This is a genomic window from Bacteroides ihuae (assembly GCF_900104585.1).
In the GTDB taxonomy this organism is placed as follows: Bacteria; Bacteroidota; Bacteroidia; order Bacteroidales; family Bacteroidaceae; genus Bacteroides; species Bacteroides ihuae.
In genome coordinates this window covers 749,481-770,153 of record NZ_FNVX01000005.1, presented here as the reverse complement: position 1 = coordinate 770,153, position 20,673 = coordinate 749,481, and the positions used below count along the sequence as shown (strand labels likewise).

The 20,673-nt window shown below is 39.8% G+C and carries 17 protein-coding genes and 1 tRNA gene; 11 read left to right on the top strand and 7 right to left on the bottom strand.

What is annotated here, in order from left to right; translation table 11 throughout:
• Nucleotides 1-183 precede the first annotated feature (183 nt).
• Nucleotides 184-1,371, bottom strand: coding sequence for a uracil-xanthine permease family protein (locus BQ5338_RS08590; RefSeq protein WP_071146394.1), 1,188 nt, complete (start codon nt 1,369-1,371; stop codon nt 184-186).
• Nucleotides 1,372-1,545: 174 nt separating this feature from the next.
• Here BQ5338_RS08590 and BQ5338_RS08585 point away from each other — a divergent pair, with 174 nt between their 5' ends.
• The 6 genes from BQ5338_RS08585 to BQ5338_RS08560 all read left to right on the top strand — a co-directional run bounded on the left by BQ5338_RS08585 (nt 1,546) and on the right by BQ5338_RS08560 (nt 11,858).
• Nucleotides 1,546-2,994, top strand: coding sequence for a potassium/proton antiporter (locus tag BQ5338_RS08585; protein WP_071146393.1), 1,449 nt, complete (start codon nt 1,546-1,548; stop codon nt 2,992-2,994).
• A 106-nt stretch (nt 2,995-3,100) separates the two neighbouring features.
• On the top strand, nt 3,101-3,721 hold the full coding sequence (locus BQ5338_RS08580) for a NanQ anomerase/TabA/YiaL family protein (RefSeq protein ID WP_071146392.1): 621 nt from the start codon (nt 3,101-3,103) through the stop codon (nt 3,719-3,721).
• A 366-nt stretch (nt 3,722-4,087) separates the two neighbouring features.
• Nucleotides 4,088-7,282, top strand: a complete 3,195-nt coding sequence (locus tag BQ5338_RS08575; RefSeq protein WP_071146391.1) for a UvrD-helicase domain-containing protein — start codon at nt 4,088-4,090, stop codon at nt 7,280-7,282.
• A 4-nt stretch (nt 7,283-7,286) separates the two neighbouring features.
• Nucleotides 7,287-7,898, top strand: coding sequence for a radical SAM protein (locus tag BQ5338_RS08570; RefSeq protein ID WP_071146390.1), 612 nt, complete (start codon nt 7,287-7,289; stop codon nt 7,896-7,898).
• A gap of 12 nt (nt 7,899-7,910) precedes the next feature.
• The gene (locus tag BQ5338_RS08565; protein ID WP_071146389.1) at nt 7,911-8,984 is read left to right on the top strand and encodes an energy transducer TonB; all 1,074 of its coding nucleotides are present in this window, start codon (nt 7,911-7,913) and stop codon (nt 8,982-8,984) included.
• 12 nt (nt 8,985-8,996) lie between these two features.
• Nucleotides 8,997-11,858 (top strand): PD-(D/E)XK nuclease family protein, encoded by a 2,862-nt coding sequence (locus BQ5338_RS08560; RefSeq protein WP_071146388.1) that lies wholly within the window; start codon nt 8,997-8,999, stop codon nt 11,856-11,858.
• Between the two features lie 12 nt (nt 11,859-11,870).
• Here BQ5338_RS08560 and BQ5338_RS08555 read toward each other — a convergent pair whose 3' ends face one another.
• The 3 genes from BQ5338_RS08555 to BQ5338_RS08545 all read right to left on the bottom strand — a co-directional run bounded on the left by BQ5338_RS08555 (nt 11,871) and on the right by BQ5338_RS08545 (nt 13,995).
• Nucleotides 11,871-12,998, bottom strand: a complete 1,128-nt coding sequence (locus BQ5338_RS08555; RefSeq protein WP_071146857.1) for a hybrid sensor histidine kinase/response regulator — start codon at nt 12,996-12,998, stop codon at nt 11,871-11,873.
• A 230-nt stretch (nt 12,999-13,228) separates the two neighbouring features.
• A complete protein-coding gene (locus tag BQ5338_RS08550) occupies nt 13,229-13,816 on the bottom strand; it encodes a sugar O-acetyltransferase (RefSeq protein ID WP_071146387.1) in 588 nt (195 codons plus the stop codon).
• A gap of 102 nt (nt 13,817-13,918) precedes the next feature.
• Nucleotides 13,919-13,995: transfer RNA gene (locus BQ5338_RS08545), tRNA-Asp, on the bottom strand.
• 179 nt (nt 13,996-14,174) lie between these two features.
• Here BQ5338_RS08545 and BQ5338_RS08540 point away from each other — a divergent pair.
• Both BQ5338_RS08540 and BQ5338_RS08535 read left to right on the top strand, forming a co-directional pair.
• Nucleotides 14,175-15,491: an aminotransferase class I/II-fold pyridoxal phosphate-dependent enzyme gene (locus BQ5338_RS08540; protein WP_071146386.1), complete on the top strand. Its 1,317-nt coding sequence runs from the start codon at nt 14,175-14,177 to the stop codon at nt 15,489-15,491.
• Between the two features lie 71 nt (nt 15,492-15,562).
• Nucleotides 15,563-16,153, top strand: a complete 591-nt coding sequence (locus BQ5338_RS08535; protein WP_071146385.1) for a YqgE/AlgH family protein — start codon at nt 15,563-15,565, stop codon at nt 16,151-16,153.
• 18 nt (nt 16,154-16,171) lie between these two features.
• Here the strand turns inward: BQ5338_RS08535 and BQ5338_RS08530 are convergent, their stop codons facing one another.
• Genes BQ5338_RS08530 through recR form a run of 3 tightly spaced genes read right to left on the bottom strand, consistent with a single transcriptional unit; the run spans nt 16,172 to nt 17,797 of the window.
• Nucleotides 16,172-16,708: a GNAT family N-acetyltransferase gene (locus BQ5338_RS08530; protein ID WP_071146384.1), complete on the bottom strand. Its 537-nt coding sequence runs from the start codon at nt 16,706-16,708 to the stop codon at nt 16,172-16,174.
• Between the two features lie 25 nt (nt 16,709-16,733).
• Nucleotides 16,734-17,177, bottom strand: a complete 444-nt coding sequence (locus tag BQ5338_RS08525; RefSeq protein WP_071146383.1) for a hypothetical protein — start codon at nt 17,175-17,177, stop codon at nt 16,734-16,736.
• A gap of 2 nt (nt 17,178-17,179) precedes the next feature.
• Complete coding sequence (gene recR / locus BQ5338_RS08520) at nt 17,180-17,797, bottom strand: recombination mediator RecR (RefSeq protein WP_071146382.1); 618 nt, start codon at nt 17,795-17,797, stop codon at nt 17,180-17,182.
• 126 nt (nt 17,798-17,923) lie between these two features.
• Between recR and BQ5338_RS08515 the strand changes: the two genes are divergently transcribed.
• From BQ5338_RS08515 to BQ5338_RS08505, 3 genes are read left to right on the top strand one after another with little or no spacing between them, the layout of a single operon-like run.
• On the top strand, nt 17,924-19,369 hold the full coding sequence (locus BQ5338_RS08515; protein WP_071146381.1) for a sodium:solute symporter: 1,446 nt from the start codon (nt 17,924-17,926) through the stop codon (nt 19,367-19,369).
• A gap of 12 nt (nt 19,370-19,381) precedes the next feature.
• Nucleotides 19,382-19,987: a ribosome biogenesis GTP-binding protein YihA/YsxC gene (gene yihA / locus BQ5338_RS08510; RefSeq protein ID WP_071146380.1), complete on the top strand. Its 606-nt coding sequence runs from the start codon at nt 19,382-19,384 to the stop codon at nt 19,985-19,987.
• Between the two features lie 9 nt (nt 19,988-19,996).
• The gene (locus BQ5338_RS08505; RefSeq protein ID WP_071146379.1) at nt 19,997-20,605 is read left to right on the top strand and encodes a DUF4923 family protein; all 609 of its coding nucleotides are present in this window, start codon (nt 19,997-19,999) and stop codon (nt 20,603-20,605) included.
• Nucleotides 20,606-20,673: the final 68 nt, after the last annotated feature.

Genomic DNA, 20,673 nt, shown 5'->3' with positions numbered 1-20,673 from the left:
AGCCTTGTGAGAAGGATTTATAAAACTAGTTAGTTCAGCGTGGTGAATTAACTACTTCAGCTTGGTGAAGACGTGTCTTCACCAAGCTGAAGTTCCGAACTCAACGGAATAAAACAATTTGTAAATATTTTAAACAATATAGGCATTAAAATTTAGTATGCCTACATAGCAATTTCAATATTCTTATGCCTTTTCTTGAGGTAACAGCAAGTTAAGTAGCACACCCACAATTGCAGCAAGTCCAATGCCCGAAAGAGAAAAATTACCCCATGTTAATACTGCACCGCCAATACCTACCGTCAGTGTCAGTGAGAATATAATAATATTACGCGTGCGACTCAAATCTACAGCGCAATTAATAAGGTTTGTAACTCCCGCGCAAGCAATAGTTCCGAATAGTAACAACATAATGCCTCCCAACACAGCACTAGGTATAGATCTAAGTAAAGCACTGACTTTTCCTATGACCGAGAAGATAATAGCAGTAACCGCAGCTATACGGATAACTTGAGGATTAGTGACCTTAGTGAGAGACATAGCACCCGTCACTTCAGAATAAGTGGTAACAGGAGGACCGCCAAGAAACCCTGCAACAAAACAAGCTAATCCGTCACCCAACAAAGTGCGATGCAAACCAGGGTCTTTCACAAAATCTTTTTTAGCCACCGTATTGACCACATATACATCACCGATATGCTCTATCACAGGTGCTATGGCTACAGGCATCATATACAATATTGGTTCCCACGAAAAAGCAGGGAATGTAAACGGAGGTAAGCTAAACCAAGCAGCATCTCGCACACCAGATAAATCGACATCAAAAAATAATAATGCGGCCACATATCCCACTATAATACCACAAAAGATAGGTATCAGTTTAAATAATCCTCTAGCTCGTATAGAAACCAAAATAGCCGTAATCAGAGATAACAATGCCAATATCCAGTTATCTTTAGCCATATTTACGCCTGTACCAGCCAATGACAAGCCGATGAGCATTATTACAGGGCCAATGACAATAGGTGGAAACAAACGGTCGATGAATCTGATCCCTTGCCATTTAACCAATGCACTCATCAGGAAATAAACCAAAGCTACTCCCATCATACCTGATAGCGTGCCTGGCAATCCATAAAGCTCAGTAGCTTTAATAATAGGTGCGATAAAAGCAAAACTACTGCCTAAGAAAATAGGTACCTTACCTTTGGTTACCAAATGGAAAATAAGAGTACCAATACCAGCAGTGAAAAGAGCGGTAGAAGGGTCGAGACCCACTAACAAAGGTACAAGTACCGTAGCACCAAAAGCCACAAAAAGAAATTGTATTCCTACCACCCCTTTACGCAAAGGAGAAAGATTGTTTGAATCCATAAATAAAGATAAAATCTGTTTTTAGAGAACAAAAATAGTATATTAAAGCCATTCAGAAGCACTTTTATTAAAAAATGAATATTAAACGCACTTTTTTATTTTGAAAGAAAGAAGTAACTTAGCGCAATAACAATAAAAAAAACAATTTATAAACCATATTTATATTTATCGCCTATGCTCTTTTCTGCAGAAAATATGTTACTGATTGGTTCTGTTTTATTAATTGTCAGCATTGTTTTTGGAAAGACCGGATATCGGTTTGGAATACCTGCCCTTCTCTTATTTCTAGTAGTAGGTATGATTTTCGGGAGTGATGGTCTAGGGTTACAATTTCACAATGCCAAAGAAGCACAATCCATTGGCATGATTGCTCTAAGCATCATTCTTTTTTCGGGTGGCATGGGTACTCAGTTCTCCGAAATACGCCCCATCCTTCCACACGGCATTGTCCTCTCTACCCTTGGAGTACTGCTTACGACCCTGTTCACGGGATTATTTATCTGGGCACTCTCCGGCATGAGTTTCATTAATATATGCTTCCCTCTTACTACCTCTTTGCTATTAGCTGCTACTATGTCATCCACAGATTCCGCATCCGTATTTGCCATACTCCGTTCTCAGAAGATGAATCTAAAACACAATCTTCGTCCCATGCTTGAGATGGAAAGTGGAAGTAATGACCCTATGGCTTATATGCTCACCATCATACTCATTCAGTTCATTCAATTGGGTGGTATGGGCATCGGAGAAATATTAGGAACTTTTGCTATTCAGTTCATTGTAGGCGGTGCGGCGGGATATTTACTAGGCAAATTGATTATCCTTTTCCTTAATAAAATAAATATTGATAATCAATCACTCTATCCAATCTTACTACTAGCATTTGTCTTTTTCACCTTTGCCATCACAGATCGCCTCAATGGAAATGGTTATTTAGCCGTGTACATTGCGGGAATGCTGGTAGGAAATAATAAAATTCCTTATCGAAAGGAAATTTCCACCTTTATGGACGGACTCACTTGGTTGTTCCAAATCATTATGTTCCTTACTCTTGGATTGCTGGTCAACCCGCACGAGATGCTACAAGTTGCTATTATAGCCACGCTAATCGGTCTCTTTATGATTGTTGTAGGTCGTCCACTTAGTGTATTTATAAGCCTACTCCCTTTCAGAAAAATGAAATTCAAATCACGCTTATTTGTTTCATGGGTAGGACTACGCGGAGCTGTGCCCATTATTTTTGCCACCTATCCTGTGGTGGCAAATGTAGAAGGTTCTAAGGCTATCTTCAATATTGTATTTTTTATTACGATCATATCACTGATTTTGCAAGGCACAACAGTCTCTTATGTAGCTCGCCTGCTGCATCTCTCCTCTCCTCTCGAAAAGACAGGTAATGAATTCGGCGTAGAACTGCCCGAAGAGATAGATTCCAAACTCTCGGATATGGTCGTTACTTCCGAGATGATTGAAGAAGCTAAAAATTTGAAAGACATGAATCTGCCGCAAGGTACACTGGTAATGATAGTTAAGCGTGGAGATGAATTTTTGATACCCAACGGTAGTCTAAAATTGCATGTTGGTGATAAACTTCTGCTCATATCGGAGAAAGAAAAGAAATAAGTCTCTACATTTGTAACCTGAAGAATAGAATTACTCAATCATCCATCTTTTTGGAGACAACGTAAGCTTTACATTAAAATAATATCTGAATAAAAAACTTCGCAAAATGAAAAACAAATCTTTCTTAAGCCGCATACTATGTGTTGCTTCAGTCTTCGCTTTTTGCGCTTTCTTATCGAATGTTCAAGCTGAAAGCACCCCTTGGAGCAAGAAAAAGGCATGCCAATGGTGTCATAAAGGAGAATGGTCTAACGGATTTAAAGCCGTGCCATACAAAGCAACCAACTCTATTGAGTTTGCCACTCAGTATCAGAAGAACAAAGAATTGTGGGATAAAATGTTTCGATGGTTGGGCGAGAACGACTTACTTACCATGCCACAAGGAACCTACGAAATAGATGGCAAACGTTGCTTTATCAAAGTATCTGATAGCCAAACACGAGATGCAAGCAAGAGCAAAGTAGAATCTCACCGTCATTACATTGACTTGCAGTATGTAGCAAAAGGAACCGAGCGTTTCGGGCTAGTTAAGGTCAAAGACGCTACACCCATCACAGAGTATAAGCCGGATGTGATTCACTATCAAGCAAAAAAGATTAAATACGTAGATTCAAAACCCGACTTTTTCTTTTTATTCTTTCCTAACGACTACCACCAAGCCATGGTAAAGGCAGAAAAAGAAGAAGTGGTAAGACTCATCGTAGCCAAAATAGAGTATTTACCTTAAAATGAGTTGCACAGAAAGGCAATAAGTTCTTTTTTCTTAATAAAAATAGATTTCGAAACAAGAATTATTAATCTATGTTATAAAACACATGTTTTCGTACACAGTGCTTGCAGATATCAAAAAAGTCCGTATATTTGCAGTGTGTTTTTCATAGTATTAGATTTAAGGTTAACAAAGGTTGGAGTCAGGCGTGACTCCTTTTTTTTTGCCCTATATTTCCCTCTCCTAATTATGATTACTATATCAGCCAATAACGAAGAATAAGAAAAACATCAAATATTTTAAAGCATACTACTCGTTTGATATAATTTTGTACATTTGCAATAATAAGTTTTTAATAACGATCACGACTGATTAGAATAATACATGGAACTTCTTGTCTATAAAGCATCTGCCGGATCGGGTAAAACATTTACCCTAGCCGTGGAATATATAAAGCTTCTCATTCTCAATCCTATGGCTTATCGCCAAATACTAGCTGTGACATTTACAAATAAGGCTACAGCGGAAATGAAAGAACGCATCCTCAGCCAACTATATGGGATATGGACAAAAGACGAAGGTTCTAACGCTTATTTGTTAAGAATATGCAGCGAAACAAATAAAACAGAAGAGGAAGTCAGCAAGGCTGCCGGAAAAGCGCTCAATTACATGCTACACGATTACAGTCGCTTTCGCGTAGAGACAATCGACTCTTTCTTTCAGTCGGTAATGCGTAATCTGGCTCGCGAACTGGAACTAAGCCCCAACCTGAATATAGAGTTAAACAATGCTGAAGTGCTGAGTAATGCTGTCGATTCGATGATAGAAAAGCTTGGTCCCACCTCTCCTATGCTTGCCTGGCTACTAGATTATATCAATGAACGAATAGCAGACGACAAGCGATGGAACGTTGCCGACGAAGTGAAAAGCTTTGGAAGAAATATCTTCGATGAGGGGTATATTGAAAAAGGAGAAGGACTTCGACAACGACTTAAGAACCCAAATACCATTAAGGATTATCGCCGCCAATTGGATGAAATGTTGAAAGAGGCTTTGGAACAGATGAAAAGTTTCTACGATCAGTTTGAAGGGGAATTGGATGGACACGCCCTCAATGCTGATGACCTGAAAGGTGGTTCAAGAGGAATAGGCAGCTATTTTCGCAAACTGAACAATGGTATCTTGGGCGACGACATCCGTAACGCTACTGTAGAGAAGTGTATTGAAGATGAGAAAAACTGGGCAGCAAAGACCTCGCCTCGCTATGGCGACATTCTTTCGTTGGCTTCATCAAGCCTGATACCTTTACTAAAAGATGCCGAAGAGTTTCGCACACGTAATAATGGGATAGTGAACAGTTGCCGCTTATCTATGCAGCACCTCAACAAAGTGCAGCTACTAGCGGGCATCGACGAGGAAGTTCGCGAACTGAACAGAGAGAACAATCGTTTTCTCCTGTCAGATACCAATGCTTTGCTTCATCGACTAGTGAAAGATGGTGATTCCTCTTTCGTATTCGAAAAGATAGGAACCAACATCCGCAATGTGATGATAGATGAGTTTCAGGATACCAGTCGAATGCAGTGGAACAACTTTAAATTATTACTACTAGAAGGTTTATCGCAAGGAGCAGATAGCCTCATTGTAGGCGATGTGAAGCAGTCTATCTATCGCTGGCGAAATGGTGATTGGGGGATACTGAATGGATTGAACGAGTATATCGGACATTTCCCTATTCGTGAGGAAACCCTAAAGACCAACCGACGAAGTGAAACAAATATCATACGCTTCAACAACCTCATCTTCAAAGCTGCGGTAGGTTATCTGAATGAAATCTATAAGTCGCAATTGAACACAGACTGTGAAGCTCTGCAACGAGCGTATGCTGACGTGGAACAAGAATCGCCTCGCAAAGAGGATAAAGGCTACATCAAAGTATCTTTCCTTGAACCAGACGAAGAACATAATTACACAGAGCAAACACTCATCAGCTTGGGCGAAGAGGTGGAACGATTGTTGAGCAGCGGTATCCGTATGAACAACATTGCCATCTTGGTACGTAAAAATAAAAACATTCCTCAAATAGCCGACTATTTTGATAAAGAACTGAATTGCAAGGTGGTCTCCGACGAGGCATTCCGTCTCGATGCATCGCTCTCCATCTGCATGATGATAGATTCTCTGCGCTATCTTTCGAATCCTGAAAATAAGATAGCTGCTGCCCAATTGGCTGTGAGCTATCAAACGGAAATAGTGAAAAAAGAGACTGACATCAATACGATATTGCTTCACACTGCGGAAGAATTTCTACCGAAAACGTTTATTGAGATGAAGGATGTCTTACACCTTATGCCTTTATACGAAGTATTGGAAGAGCTATTCAGCATCTTCGAAATGAACCGAATCACACAACAAGATGCTTATCTGTTTGCCTTCTTTGATGCCGTGACGGATTATGTGCAAAGCAACTCTTCGGACACGGATGCATTTATTCGCTTCTGGGAAGAGACGTTATGCAGCAAAACCATTCCCAGCGGTGAGATTGACGGCATTCGTATTTTCTCCATCCACAAATCTAAAGGATTAGAGTTTCATACGGTGTTACTACCTTTTTGTGATTGGAAGTTGGAGAACGAAACAAACAACCAGTTGGTGTGGTGTGTTCCTACCACCGCTCCTTTCGACGGACTTGATATTGTGCCGATCAATTATTCGTCTCAAATGGCAGAGTCTGTATATAAAGAGGATTACTTACAAGAAAGATTACAATTATGGGTAGATAACTTAAATCTGCTTTATGTAGCCTTTACACGTGCCGGAAAGAATCTAATTGTATGGTCTAAGAAGGGACAACGAGGAACCATATCCGACCTGCTGCTCAATACCCTTCCGCAAGTCGCTGCCCAAAGTGACATAGAATGGGATGAGGAAACATCGTACGAATATGGAGAGCTCTGCCCCTCGGAAGAAGAAAAGACGAATAAGGAAACCAATAAGTTACTTCAAAGACCAGAAAAGCGACCTGTAATAATGGAGTCAATGCGACACGATATTGAGTTTAGGCAATCTAACCGCTCGGCCGACTTCATAAAAGGTCTTGACGAAGAGGAATCTGAAAGTCGATTTATTGATCACGGAAAATTATTGCATACATTGTTCTCTGCCATCGAAACCGAGGCGGACATTGAGGTAGCTATAGAACGTCTGGTATTCGAAGGCGTTATCGGAAGTCATGAAACGGAAGAAGAAATACGTCTCCTTACTCAGAAAGCATTTAATCAACCACAAATACGCAATTGGTATTCCGGTGATTGGAGACTATTCAACGAATGTGCCATTATATATAAGGAGAAAGGGATATTGCAAACCCGACGTCCGGACCGTGTGATGATGAAGGACGAAGAAGTCGTGGTAGTCGATTTTAAATTCGGTAAACAAAAAAAGAAATATAACGAGCAAGTGCAAGGATACATGTCATTGCTCGCAAAAATGAAATACACTCACATTTCGGGATACCTATGGTATGTGGAAGAAGATGTGATAGAAAAAGTAGACTACAAAGTAACCAATAATCAGTAAGCCAATGAAAACAGCTCCATTGATTGGCATCAGCAGGCACCGACTTGCTACAGATGGTGAAGGTATTACCACTCTGGTAGCTTTCCATGGCTGTACACTTCGTTGTAACTATTGTCTAAATTCACAATCTTTACGTAAAGAGGGAATATGGAAACATTACGACACCGAAACCCTTTATGAAGAAGTAAGAAAGGATGAATTATACTTTCTGGCAACTAATGGCGGAATAACCTTTGGCGGAGGAGAACCTTACTTGCGAAGCGACTTTATTCTTGATTTTCGAGAACTTTGTGGTCCAAAATGGTTACTCACTCTAGAGACCTCACTCAACGTACCAACAAAAAACATTGAAAAGTTGCTTCCCATAGTTGACCATTATATTGTAGATATCAAAGACATGAACGATTCCATCTACAAGTACTACACTGGAACAAGCAATAAGCAAGTGATCAACAATCTGCATTACTTAATAAAATGTGGAAAAAAAGATGTAATTTCAGTCCGTATCCCACTTATTCCTCTTTATAATAATGAAGAAGACCTAGAAAGAAGTATACAGCAACTAAAAGGGATGGGACTATCTCGTTTCGACTTATTTACGTACGTAACCTACTAAATACGAAGAACCATGAAAAGAGGAAAACAAACCTGCAAGATACTCAAAGAGATCCGCAAGCAAATCGCAGAAGCGAATGAGATTGAATTTATCACCTCCGAATGCCAATATCAAGGTGATTGTCTAGGTACTTGTCCAAAATGCGAAGCTGAAGTTCGTTATTTGGAACAACAATTGGAACACAAACGAATAGCGGGCAGAACAATTAGCGTGTTGGGCATATCAGCAGGCTTGATTGCAATGACACCAATAATAGCTCACAGCGCCAACTTGGCAAGTACACAAACAAATCAAAAAATAGTCTATGATACAATAACAAATTCAAAGAAAGACATAGATACCAAGATAAAGGTTACACTTGGAATGATTTCGACTGACTTCTCTGAAATAAAAAAGCCATCAGAAAATGATACACTTAGCGTAGCAGACACCATGCCTGAGTTTCCTGGAGGAATGGTGGCACTATTTAATTTCATATCTCAGAATATAGACTACTCCAATGTCAATATGAACAGTATCAAAACGAGAAATCGTGTTATTGTGACTTTCATCGTTGATAAGGAGGGAAATATCATCAAACCTGTAATTGTACACGCTTTAAACCCCGATTGCGATAAAGAAGCGCTACGGGTTATCAGTCTTATGCCCAAATGGAAACCTGCTATTTTAGACAATAAAAAATATGCATGCAAATATACAGTTCCAATTACTTTTAAGCTAGAAGCAACAAAGAAGATAGAGGCAAAAGAAAACACTATATTAGAAAATGATACACTGGACATAGCAGACACCATGCCTGAGTTCCCGGGAGGAGCATCGGCACTAATGGATTTTATATCTCAGAATATTATCCATCCCAATGCCTACTTGGAAGGGAATGGTACTCAAGGACGTGCCATCGTTGGGTTTGTGGTCGATAAAGATGGGAGTATTATTAACCCCCAAATAGTACGTTCCGTTGATCCTTATTTGGATAGGGAGGCATTACGGGTTGTCAATCTCATGCCTAAGTGGAAACCCGGTATTAATAAAGGGGAGAAAGTAGCCGTCAGATACAAACTCCCGATTAATTTCAGTTTACAATAAAGTATAAAAAGTATGCAACCATTTCTGCAATTAGTAGCCAAAGATATATATGCTAAAATAGGAAACGATTTATCTCGTGTAGCTATCGTATTCCCCAATAAACGTGCCGGTTTGTTCTTCAGCGACTACCTAGCCGATGAATCCACTGATCCAATCTGGTCTCCGGCTTACGTTAGCATTAGCGAACTCTTTCAACAGCTCTCTGAGCTGAAATCGGGTGATCCTATCCGCTTGGTATGCGAACTCTACAAAGTATTTCGTGAAGAGACAAAGAGCGAAGAATCTTTGGATGAATTTTATTTCTGGGGTGAACTCCTTATCAGTGATTTCGACGATGTGGATAAGAATCTAGTCGATGCCCACAAACTCTTCAGCAATTTGCAGGATTTGAAAAATATTATGTCTGGATACGACTTCCTCGACGAAGAACAAGAAGAAGCCATCCAACAGTTCTTTCTCAACTTTTCCATCGAACGCCGCACGCAACTGAAAGAGAAGTTTATTTCTCTCTGGGACAAGCTCAATGATATTTATTCTCGTTATCGGAAAAACCTCGAAACGCAGGGCATAGCCTACGAAGGTATGCTCTATCGGAAAGTTATTGAGCAACTGGACGTAAATGCGTTGAAGTATGACAAATATGTATTCGTAGGTTTCAATGTACTTAATAAAGTAGAAACGAAGTTTTTTGATTTGTTGCAGGAGGTAGGAAAGGCTATGTTCTACTGGGATTATGATGTGTTCTACACCCGTATGCCCGAACAAAAACACGAAGCCGGAGAATTTATCAACCGCAACCTGAAACGTTTCCCTTCGGAACTACCGGAAGGATTATTTGATGCCTTAAACAAACCAAAGACTGTACGTTTTATCTCTTCACCTACCGAGAACGGACAAGCACGCTACTTGCCGGAATGGGTTCGTTCCACGCTTACTGAAAACGAAAAAGAGAACGCAGTAGTGCTTTGCAACGAATCATTGTTGCTACCTGTGCTACATTCTATTCCATCGGAAGTGAAGAATGTAAATATCACTATGGGATTTCCATTGGCACAGACACCTGTCTACAGTTTTATCACTGCGTTGCTCGAATTACAAACATCCGGTTATCGCGCTGACACAGGACGATATGCTTACCAGGCAGTCTTGTCTGTACTAAAACATCCTTATACCCGACAATTATCAAAGAATGCCGAACCATTGGAGAAGGAACTAACCAATAAAAATCGTTTCTATCCTCTGCCTTCCGAACTGAAACAAGATGATTTTCTGGGACTCCTTTTCACTCCATGCAACGGACTACTTACTATCTGCCAATACCTCACAGAGCTACTGAAAGAGGTTGCCACACTATATGCAAAAGAGAAACAAGAAGACGACATATTCAATCAACTCTATCGTGAATCGCTCTTTAAAAGTTTTACCATGGTCAATCGCTTACTCAACCTCATTGAAAGCGGAGACCTACAGATACAAACGGATACATTCAAAAGATTATTAGGTAAACTGCTTTCTGCTTCCAACATTCCCTTCCATGGCGAACCAGCTATCGGTATGCAAGTAATGGGAGTACTGGAAACTCGCAATCTTGATTTCAAAAACCTTATATTGATGTCACTCAACGAAGGGCAACTACCTAAAGCAGGTGGAGAGTCATCATTCGTTCCTTATAACTTGCGCAAAGCTTTCGGCATGACTACCATCGAGCATAAGAATGCAGTGTATGCTTACTATTTCTACCGACTTATCCAGCGAGCTGAAAATATCACATTGATGTACAACACTTCATCGGATGGGCTAAACCGTGGAGAATGGTCTCGATTCATGCTTCAGTTCCTCATTGAGTGGCCACACGAAGTAAGTAGGGAATTTCTAGAAGCAGGACAATCTCCCCAAAGCGGAGTGGATATATGCATTAAAAAAACGCCAGACGTTATGCAAGTGCTTCATCATAATTACAATATTCAGCGCAACCCGAAAGCTTCCTTCTCTCCATCCGCACTCAACACCTATATGGATTGTCGACTAAAATTCTACTACCGCTACGTGGCTCGTTTGAAAACACCAGATGAGGTAAGTGCCGAAATTGATTCAGCTAAGTTTGGTACCATCTTTCACCGTTCAGCAGAATTGGCATATACGGAACTAACCCAAGTTGGGCAACTCATTCGCAAAGAAGACTTGGAGAAAATACTACGTAACGACGTAAAATTACAGAGCTTTGTAGACAGGGCTTTCAATGAAGAATTCTTTCATCTAGCTACTGATGAAAAGCCCGAGTACAATGGAATCCAACTAATAAATTCCAAAGTAATCGCTTCCTACTTACGTCAGTTACTACGCAATGACTTGCAATATGCTCCTTTCGAGATGATTGCCATGGAAAAGAAAGTGGATGAAAAGATAGAAATAAGTACCTCTGAAGGTATTATCGCTCTTAAGATAGGTGGTACAATAGACCGGATAGATAGTAAAGATGATACGCTCCGCATAGTGGATTATAAAACAGGAGGCAGCCCCAAAACGCCAATCAATGTAGAGCAACTCTTCACTCCAGCAGAGGGCCGGCCGAACTATATCTTCCAAACCTTCCTGTACGCAGCAATCATGTGTAAGCAGCAACCATTAAAAGTAGCTCCTGCTCTACTCTATATACACCGTGCTGCTGCAGAAACCTATTCGCCCGTTATCGAGATGGGTGAGCCACGCAAACCAAAGATTCCGGTAAACAACTTCACTTTCTTTGAAGATAATTTTCGTGAACGGCTGCAACATCTGCTTGAAGAAATCTACAATCCTGAAGAAGCCTTTACACAAACAGAGTTTACAAAAACGTGCGAATATTGTGACTTTAAGGCTATGTGTCGCCGATGATCATGATGAATCTTATTTTTTCAGAGGAACAGAAAAACTGAATGTAGAGCCTTGCCCTTTTGTGGATACAAAATAAAGCTCTCCCCCATTTTTCTGAACAAAGTCTTTACATAGAAGCAAACCAAGACCGGATCCTTCTTCATTGTTCGTGCCAAAGGTACTGAAGTGAGTATCAGTATGCAGCAGCTTTTTCTGACTCTCTTCATCAATACCACAACCATAATCTTTTACATTAACCACTGCCATATCACCCTTTATTTCTACACTAAGTAATATCTCCGCACCCATATTACTAAATTTAATAGCATTGCTCAAGAAATTTCGAACAACGGTTTTCATCATATCAGTATCTCCGTATACAACTATTTTTTCAGGTACTTCAGTTCTAATGGTTATCTTCTTTGCAGCGGCAACCATTGCAAATACTTCAACAACTCCCTCAGCTAGTTGAATCAAATCAATATCCTGATAAACCACTTTCATTCTACCAATCTGGCTCTTCGTCCACTTCAGCAGGTTATCCAACAGGGAGAACACATCTTCAGTCGTTTGATTCGCTATAGTGAGTAGTTCATACATTTCATCGCCTATTTTAGAGCTAGGCAAGTTCAAAATCAGCATATTCAAGACCATCTTAATAGAACCTACCGGAGAGCGAAGATCATGCGCGATAACCGAATATAGTTTATCACGACCCATAATTGTCTTCTGCAATTCCTCTGTCTGAGCCAGAATAATGCGATTGGCAGCAACCAGAGAGATTTGGTGAGTAATACGGATAATAAGCTCCTCCTTATTAAAAGGCTTCGAAATAAAGTCATTTCCTCCCACCTGAAATCCTTTTACTACATCAGGAGTGCTATTAAGCGCAGTCAAGAAGATAATAGGGATCTCAGCCGTTTCAGCATTCTGTTTCAGATGATAAGCCACCTCAAATCCATTCATTTCAGGCATCATCACATCGAGTAATATCAGGTCCGGATGTTCTTTATCTACCAAATCAATAGCTTGCAAACCTCCATTAGCAGTTATTACATTGAATTTTTCATTTGTAAGAAGTACCTTTAGCAGCAAAACATTCGATGTAACGTCATCAACAATAAGAATCTTATATTCCGAAGGAGTTATTTTCATGATTATTTTCAAATTTATTTTAATGTACTTAGTACACTTTACAAATGTAGAAGATTCTACTAAAACACCAAAGCACAACACGATTTTATTCACTGCTCAAAAACAAATTTGTTACTGATAGGCTCGACTAGAGCGTTTTAGTATTATAATAAAAACGAACACCAGGTTTTGCTGGTGATCCTATGAATCAGCTACTTAAAAAAAACAACAAAAATAGAGACTATAGCTGTTTTAATTTACTTATTAACACCTTCCAGATATTGACGATCAGCATCTGTTATAGAGCGAATAACACGACAAGGATTCCCGTATGCCAACACCCCGGCAGGGATATCATTTGTCACCAGACTTCCGGCACCAATAACCGAACCTTGGCCAATAGTGACGCCAGGCAGTACACTCACGTTACCGCACAACCAACAATTATCGCTGATAACAACAGGTTTAGCAGTCATAAGTCCCATATTCCTATCTTCGTAACAAAGAGAATGCGTCACAGTATAGATGGAACAATTAGGACCAATAAAGCAATGGCTTCCAATGGAAATAAGAGCTTCATCAAGTGCCACAAAATTAAAATTGATTATCGTACTGTCACCGATCTCTATATTACCAAGATCAATATGTATAGGTGCATGAAGAGTTATATTATCACCTACTTTCCGAAAGAAAGTTTCCATTATACGACGCTTACCTGCCATGTCCGATGGAGACAGTTGATTATAGCGAAAACAAAGCTCCTGCCCTCTTTTCAAAGGTTGTTCAAAATCGGGATTGAAGCCCCAATAAAGTTCTCCGGCTTCCATTCTATCTAAATCAGTCATTGTTTTCTATTTAAATAAGGTGCCCCAAAATTACGATTAAATTAGCTATAGATACAAATAAAAAAGTCGCTAACACCTAAGTATCAACGACTTTTTCATCCTTGGCGGTCCGGACGGGACTCGAACCCGCGACCCCATGCGTGACAGGCATGTATTCTAACCAACTGAACTACCAAACCAAGACAAGTGCTATCATTTCTGATTGCGGATGCAAAGGTAGACAATTCTCTCATATTTGCAATAGTTAGGCCGAAAAAAAATACGATTTTTAGAATTTATCTCTTCGCTGCGAGATTTAAAAAGAATATGAAGTACATTTGTTAGCACAATATCGTAATTAACATGTGACTAAAAGATTATGAAAAACACTCCTATCAAGCAAGAGATCATTGATGAAGCTATTCGAAAATTTGAAATAGCAGACTTCTCCAAAGCAACCATCCGTGAAGTTAAAGCCATAGCAGCTGAAGCTGAAGCAGTATCAGGTATAGAATTTATTAAAATGGAAATGGGAGTTCCGGGACTTCCTGCGTCTGCTATCGGCGTAAGAGCTGAAATAGAGGCTTTGCAACGAGGAGTAGCGAGCATTTATCCGGATATAAACGGTCTGCCAGAATTAAAATCTGAAGCTGCCCGATTTGTGAAGGCTTTTATTGATGTGGATATTCAGCCGGAGGGTTGTGTGCCGGTAACAGGCTCTATGCAAGGAACTTTTGCATCATTCCTTACTTGCAGCCAGTGCAACGAAGAAAAAGATACTATACTCTTTATAGATCCGGGATTTCCTGTGCAGAAGCAGCAATTAATGGTGATGGGCCAGAAATATGAGACATTCGACGTGTATGACTTTCGAGGTGACAAATTGAAAGAGAAACTTGAAAGCTATCTACGTAAGGGAAACATCTCAGCCATTGTTTACTCTAACCCGAATAACCCCAGTTGGATTTGTTTGAAAGAAAAAGAACTACGCATTATTGGCCAATTAGCTACACGATATGATGTGATTGTACTCGAAGACCTCGCCTACTTTGCTATGGATTTTCGCCAAAATCTGGGCACTCCTTTCCAGCCACCCTATCAACCGTCCGTAGCTAAGTATACGGATAATTATGTGTTACTGATTTCCGGTTCAAAGGCTTTCAGCTATGCCGGACAACGCATCGGGGTGAGCTGCATTTCAGATAAACTCTATCACCGTACCTATCCGGGACTAACAAAACGCTATGGTGGAGGGACCTTTGGTACCGTTTTCATTCATCGGGTACTTTATGCTCTATCATCTGGTACAAGCCACTCCGCTCAATATGCCTTGGCGGCCATGCTTAAAGCAGCTAATGATGGAAAATATCATTTTCTGGATGAAATAAAAATATATGGTGAGCGGGCGCGAAAATTAAAAGACATATTTCTGCGTCACGGCTTTCACTTAGTCTACGATAATGATTTGGGTGATCCGGTAGCTGATGGATTTTATTTCACCATAGGCTATCTCGGAATGACAGGTGGAGAACTTACAAGGGAACTAATGTACTACGGCGTGAGTGCAATCTCTCTAATTACAACAGGTAGCCAGCAAGAAGGATTGCGAGCATGCACCTCTTTTATTAAAGACCATCAATATCAGCAACTAGACGAAAGAATGACCTTGTTCGCAAGAGATCACCCCATTTCTTAAAAAAACGGCCAAAATACCAAAAAGAACAGCAAAAAGTTTTGTCCCTGAGAAAAAGAGCATATATTAGGGGCATGAAGATTGATACAAACATATTCAAAATTGAGTCAAATAATATAGCACCTTCACGTGGAAAGATCCTTATTTCGGAACCTTTTCTTCTTGATGCTACATTCGGACGTTCTGTGGTGTTACTCATCGATCATACCAATGAAGGAAGTATGGGCATTGTTATGAACAAAGAGATTCCACTACTATTAAATGATGTGATCAAAGATTTCCAAGACTTGCAAAATATACCTGTATATAAAGGTGGCCCGTTGGCTACTGACACTCTCTTTTACCTGCACACGTTACAAGATATTCCGGACGCTTTGCCTGTGAGTAAGGGCTTGTTCCTGAATGGAGATTTCGATGTACTAAAAGAATATATGTTGCAGGGAAACCCTATAAAAGGAGTGATACGTTTCTTCTTAGGTTATTCGGGCTGGGAGTTCAATCAATTATATCAAGAAATACAAGAAAACACATGGCTTATCGGCAAGGGAGACAAGCATAGCCTCATGAACGAAAATGCAAATAACCTGTGGAAGAAATCATTAGGTAAACTGGGCAGCAAATATGAAACTTGGTCTCGCTTTCCTCAGATTCCTTCACTAAATTAAAGAGTTCTGGCCATATCATTAGTCCTCATTGTTGATGCATTGCATCAGAATGACATCTTTATACGTATTATCAATACGTAGCCATTGTTTGAGTAATCCACACTGAACAAATCCGCAAGAAGTGAATAGATGTAAACTAGCCTCGTTGTCAACGGGAATGTGTGCATACAACTGTTTTGTGTGCAGAAAACCAAAAACATACTCACAAAGCAGCTTTAAAGCGTCGATGGCATATCCTTTCTTACGATATTCTTCCAAAATAGCAATACCCACCGCACCTCGTCCATGCAAAGGCACATAGTCTGTTACATCAATGGCACCGACCACCTTATGATCTTCTTTTTGCACAATCATTAGCCTCAATTGTTTATCGGCAAACATATCGGATTGAGAATTCGCAATATACTCTTTCAGTACATAACGAGAATAAGGTACGGTAAAGCTACTGATTTCCCAAAATGAAGGATGATTCTCCATTTCATACATAAGATCAAGATCTTCAGGCTCTACAGCACGAAGATAAATATGTTCATTAAGTAAATATTCTTTTTTCATCTGCTATCAAAATTTGCTAAGATGACTAATACATATTCATTTCCTCACGTAAGCGCTTTTCACTAGGTAAGCAAAATGCAGAAGCCGTTAAGACAATCAGTGCAGAAAGGGCACCAAGGTTATTGAGGGTGAGATAGTAAACCACAATATTAAATAGTACAGCAACTTCGAGGATACACAAGCGCAAAGCGCTCCAATACAAGTATTGTTTCAACGCTACTGGAGAGGAAATCTCATCAACCTTTTTTTTCAGCACAAAACGGAAGAGTTTGAGAGCCAATGGCACACTGGCAATAGACAGAAAGATGCCTGCCGATTCAATATAGTACTGCATACGAAAATCGGTTGCATAGATACCCACTTCAAGCCAATCGCATTCGTATCCGAGGACTAAAAAAGCAGGAAGTAGCCAGAAAAACAGGTATTGTAACTGAAGATTCTTTGTGATATGTTTTATTTGTTGTTCCATAATTAGATAGTTCCGGTAAATGATGTTCGATTAATAATGCTACGTCCCAAGGTAACCTCGTCTGTATATTCCAATTCATCGCCAATAGAGATACCACGAGCTATCACACTGAGTTTCACTTCTAATTTTTCTAGTTTACGATAAATAAAAAAGTTGGTTGTATCCCCTTCCATGGTAGAACTGAGCGCCAGAACAACTTCTTTAATTGTTCCTTCGGAGACACGATGAACAAGGCTTCCTATCTCAAGATCACCGGGGCCCACCCCATCCATAGGAGAGATAACACCACCCAACACATGATAAAGACCCCGAAATTGCTGAGTAGCTTCTACAGCCATCACGTCACGTATATTCTCTACCACACAGACAATAGATGCATCTCGCTGCGGATTAGCACAGATCTGACACGTTTCAGTATCAGAGATGTTGTGACAAACTTTGCAATATTTCACTTCCCGCTTCAAGGTGATGACAGCATTGCCAAAAGCTTCCACAGTAGCAGCATCTTGCCTCAACAAATGAAGCACCAACCGCATGGCCGTTTTCTTTCCGATTCCCGGTAGTTTAGCAAACTCGCTTACAGCTTTCTCTAATAATAAAGACGAATATTGTTGATTCACTATATATTGTAAATTATTTATAGATATTGATTACACTTTAAGTGCGGCAAAGATAGCAATCAATTACGAATTACAAATTACCATTTGCAAAATAAGTCGTATCTTTGCCAGCAAAACATGCACGCCATGATATTAGTCACCATCATATGTTACTTTGCGATTTTACTCCTTATAGCCCGCATCACCGGGAGAAAAGGAGGATCCAATGCCGCATTTTTCAAAGGCGAAAACAAATCGCCTTGGTATGTGGTTTCCTTTGGCATGATTGGGGCTTCTATATCAGGAGTTACTTTTATTTCCGTTCCCGGAATGGTTCGAGGTATGGACATGACTTACATGCAAACTGTTTTAGGCTTTTTTTTCGGTTATCTGGTTGTAGCACTTGTTCTATTACCTCTATACTATAAACTCAATCTGACAAGCATATACACATATCTGAACACACGCATTGGTATCAGAGCCTACCGCACAGGTTCCCTCTTTTTTTTACTTTCTCGCATGCTGGGCACAGCAGCTAAGCTCTATCTCGTTTGTCTCATCCTACATACATATGTATTTCAAGAAATGGGTGTTCCCTTTTGGGCGATAGCGGCAGGCGCGGTAGGACTAGTATGGGTTTATACTCACAAAAGTGGCATTAAGACTATTGTGTGGACGGACACTTTGCAGACGTTCTGTCTCATAGCTGCACTAATTTGCATTATCTTCTTCACTATAAATAAGTTGGAGCTTAACTTTTCGGAAGTAATGCGGACGATATCGAACAGCGAGCACAGCCGTATGTTTGTAATGGATGACTGGGTTTCACGCCAAAATTTCTTCAAACAATTTTTTAGCGGGATTTTCATTGTAATCGTAATGACAGGACTTGATCAGGACATGATGCAGAAAAATCTCTCTTGCCGCAATCTGAAAGAAGCACAAAAGAACATGTACTGCTATGGATTCTCTTTTGTACCACTCAACCTTTTATTCCTGTGCCTAGGTGTTCTGTTAATCGCCTTAGCAAACAAGACTGGGATAGATCTTCCAGCGGTAAATGATGATATTTTGCCTATGTTTGCCACACAAGGTTATCTGGGAGAATCAGTATTGGTGCTATTCACCATAGGTATCGTAGCTGCAGCATTTAGTAATTCCGATTCTGCACTAACAGCAATGACAACCAGCTTCTGTGTTGACATACTGAACACAGAGAAGGAGACAGAAGAGGTAGCCCGCAATAAAAGAAACAAAGTTCACATCTTATTTTCGGCAGTGCTTGTGGCATTTATCTGTATGTTTCGCATGGTGAACGATAAAAGTGTGATTGATGCTATCTACATCATTGCATCCTATACTTACGGGCCTCTATTAGGGATGTTTGCATTCGGACTCTTTACTCGCAGAGAAACAAATGATCGCCTGGTGCCTGCTATTGCTGTTGCTTCACCCTTAGTGTGCTATGCAATTGACTGGACGGTACAGCAACAAACCGGATACAAATTTGGTTACGAAATGCTGATGCTGAATGGAATATTGACATTCTCAGGATTGTGGATATTCTCTATTAAGAAATTAAATACATTATAATAATTAAAGAACATGGAAATTAAAAGTGCTGAATTTATAATAAGTAACACCGATGTGCTAAAGTGCCCAGTAAGCGAAATGCCTGAGTACGCTTTCATCGGCCGATCTAATGTTGGGAAATCCAGCCTAATAAACATGCTTACCGCTCGCAAGGGTCTAGCCATGACTTCGGCAACACCCGGAAAGACAATGCTCATCAACCATTTCCTCATCAATGAGAATTGGTATCTCGTCGATCTACCCGGATATGGATATGCTCGAAGAGGAATCAAAGGACAAGATCAGATTCGTACCATCATTGAAGATTACATATTGGAGCGGGAGCAGATGAGTAACCTCTTTCTGCTTATCGACAGCCGCTTAGAACCGCAAAAGATAGATATGGAATTTATGGAGTGGCTCGGTGAGAATGAAATCCCATTTTCTATTGTTTTCACTAAAACAGATAAACTAAATGGTGGTAAAATGCGAGACAATGTGAACATGTATCTACGCAAGCTACGTACTCAATGGGAAGAATTACCTCCACATTTTGTAACTTCATCGGAAACGCGATTGGGAAGGGAGGAAATACTCACTTATATAGAAACAATTAATAAAAATTTAAAATCAAAGTAAGTAAATAGAATGAAACATTTTAGAACTCATTTTTTTGCAGCGACTATATTATTACTAACTGCAAATAATATGCAAGCACAGTCATTGAAGGATATCTTCAACTCGGGAAACTTATCGAATCTCATGAATACGGTAACGGGTAAAGGAGAATCAATTAATATGGTAGGCAACTGGAAATATACCGGTGCAGCTGTAGAATTAGAATCAGACAATATCTTGCAACAAGCCGGAGGAGCACTTGCATCCACTGTTGCCGAAACAAAACTGAACACCCAGTTGGCCAAGCTCGGCATAAAAGAAGGCCAACTAAACTTTGTTTTCAATGCTGACAGCACATTTACCAGTACTGTGGGCAAACGTACAATGAGTGGTACTTATTCTTATAGTTCTAGTACTAAAAAAGTAAGTCTGAGATATTTGACTCTTTTGGGTATGAGTGCCAAGATAGATTGTTCTTCGGATAAAATGACTCTATTATTTGATGCCAAGAAATTACTAAAATTACTCACTTTAATGGGTAGCAAATCAAATAGTACATCAATGAAAACAATTAGTGCGTTAGCCAAAACATACGATGGTATGCTAATGGGCTTCGATCTGAAGAAATCCACAAAATAAAGAAAACAAGATATCCCTTTAAAACTAATAGATTTAAGGTTAAAGCCTTAATATATTAAGTTTTAAAG

Excerpts from the sequence above, each read along its gene's own strand:
- BQ5338_RS08525 (WP_071146383.1), bottom strand. The coding sequence starts at position 17,177 with ATGGAACAACAAATAAAACATATCACAAAGAATCTTCAGTTACAATAC.
- BQ5338_RS08565 (WP_071146389.1), top strand. The coding sequence starts at position 7,911 with ATGAAAAGAGGAAAACAAACCTGCAAGATACTCAAAGAGATCCGCAAG.
- BQ5338_RS08515 (WP_071146381.1), top strand. The coding sequence starts at position 17,924 with ATGATATTAGTCACCATCATATGTTACTTTGCGATTTTACTCCTTATA.
- BQ5338_RS08535 (WP_071146385.1), top strand. The coding sequence starts at position 15,563 with ATGAAGATTGATACAAACATATTCAAAATTGAGTCAAATAATATAGCA.
- yihA (WP_071146380.1), top strand. The coding sequence starts at position 19,382 with ATGGAAATTAAAAGTGCTGAATTTATAATAAGTAACACCGATGTGCTA.
- BQ5338_RS08540 (WP_071146386.1), top strand. The coding sequence starts at position 14,175 with ATGAAAAACACTCCTATCAAGCAAGAGATCATTGATGAAGCTATTCGA.
- BQ5338_RS08560 (WP_071146388.1), top strand. The coding sequence starts at position 8,997 with ATGCAACCATTTCTGCAATTAGTAGCCAAAGATATATATGCTAAAATA.
- BQ5338_RS08585 (WP_071146393.1), top strand. The coding sequence starts at position 1,546 with ATGCTCTTTTCTGCAGAAAATATGTTACTGATTGGTTCTGTTTTATTA.
- BQ5338_RS08575 (WP_071146391.1), top strand. The coding sequence starts at position 4,088 with ATGGAACTTCTTGTCTATAAAGCATCTGCCGGATCGGGTAAAACATTT.
- BQ5338_RS08580 (WP_071146392.1), top strand. The coding sequence starts at position 3,101 with ATGAAAAACAAATCTTTCTTAAGCCGCATACTATGTGTTGCTTCAGTC.
- BQ5338_RS08505 (WP_071146379.1), top strand. The coding sequence starts at position 19,997 with ATGAAACATTTTAGAACTCATTTTTTTGCAGCGACTATATTATTACTA.
- BQ5338_RS08550 (WP_071146387.1), bottom strand. The coding sequence starts at position 13,816 with ATGACTGATTTAGATAGAATGGAAGCCGGAGAACTTTATTGGGGCTTC.
- BQ5338_RS08570 (WP_071146390.1), top strand. The coding sequence starts at position 7,287 with ATGAAAACAGCTCCATTGATTGGCATCAGCAGGCACCGACTTGCTACA.
- BQ5338_RS08530 (WP_071146384.1), bottom strand. The coding sequence starts at position 16,708 with ATGAAAAAAGAATATTTACTTAATGAACATATTTATCTTCGTGCTGTA.
- BQ5338_RS08590 (WP_071146394.1), bottom strand. The coding sequence starts at position 1,371 with ATGGATTCAAACAATCTTTCTCCTTTGCGTAAAGGGGTGGTAGGAATA.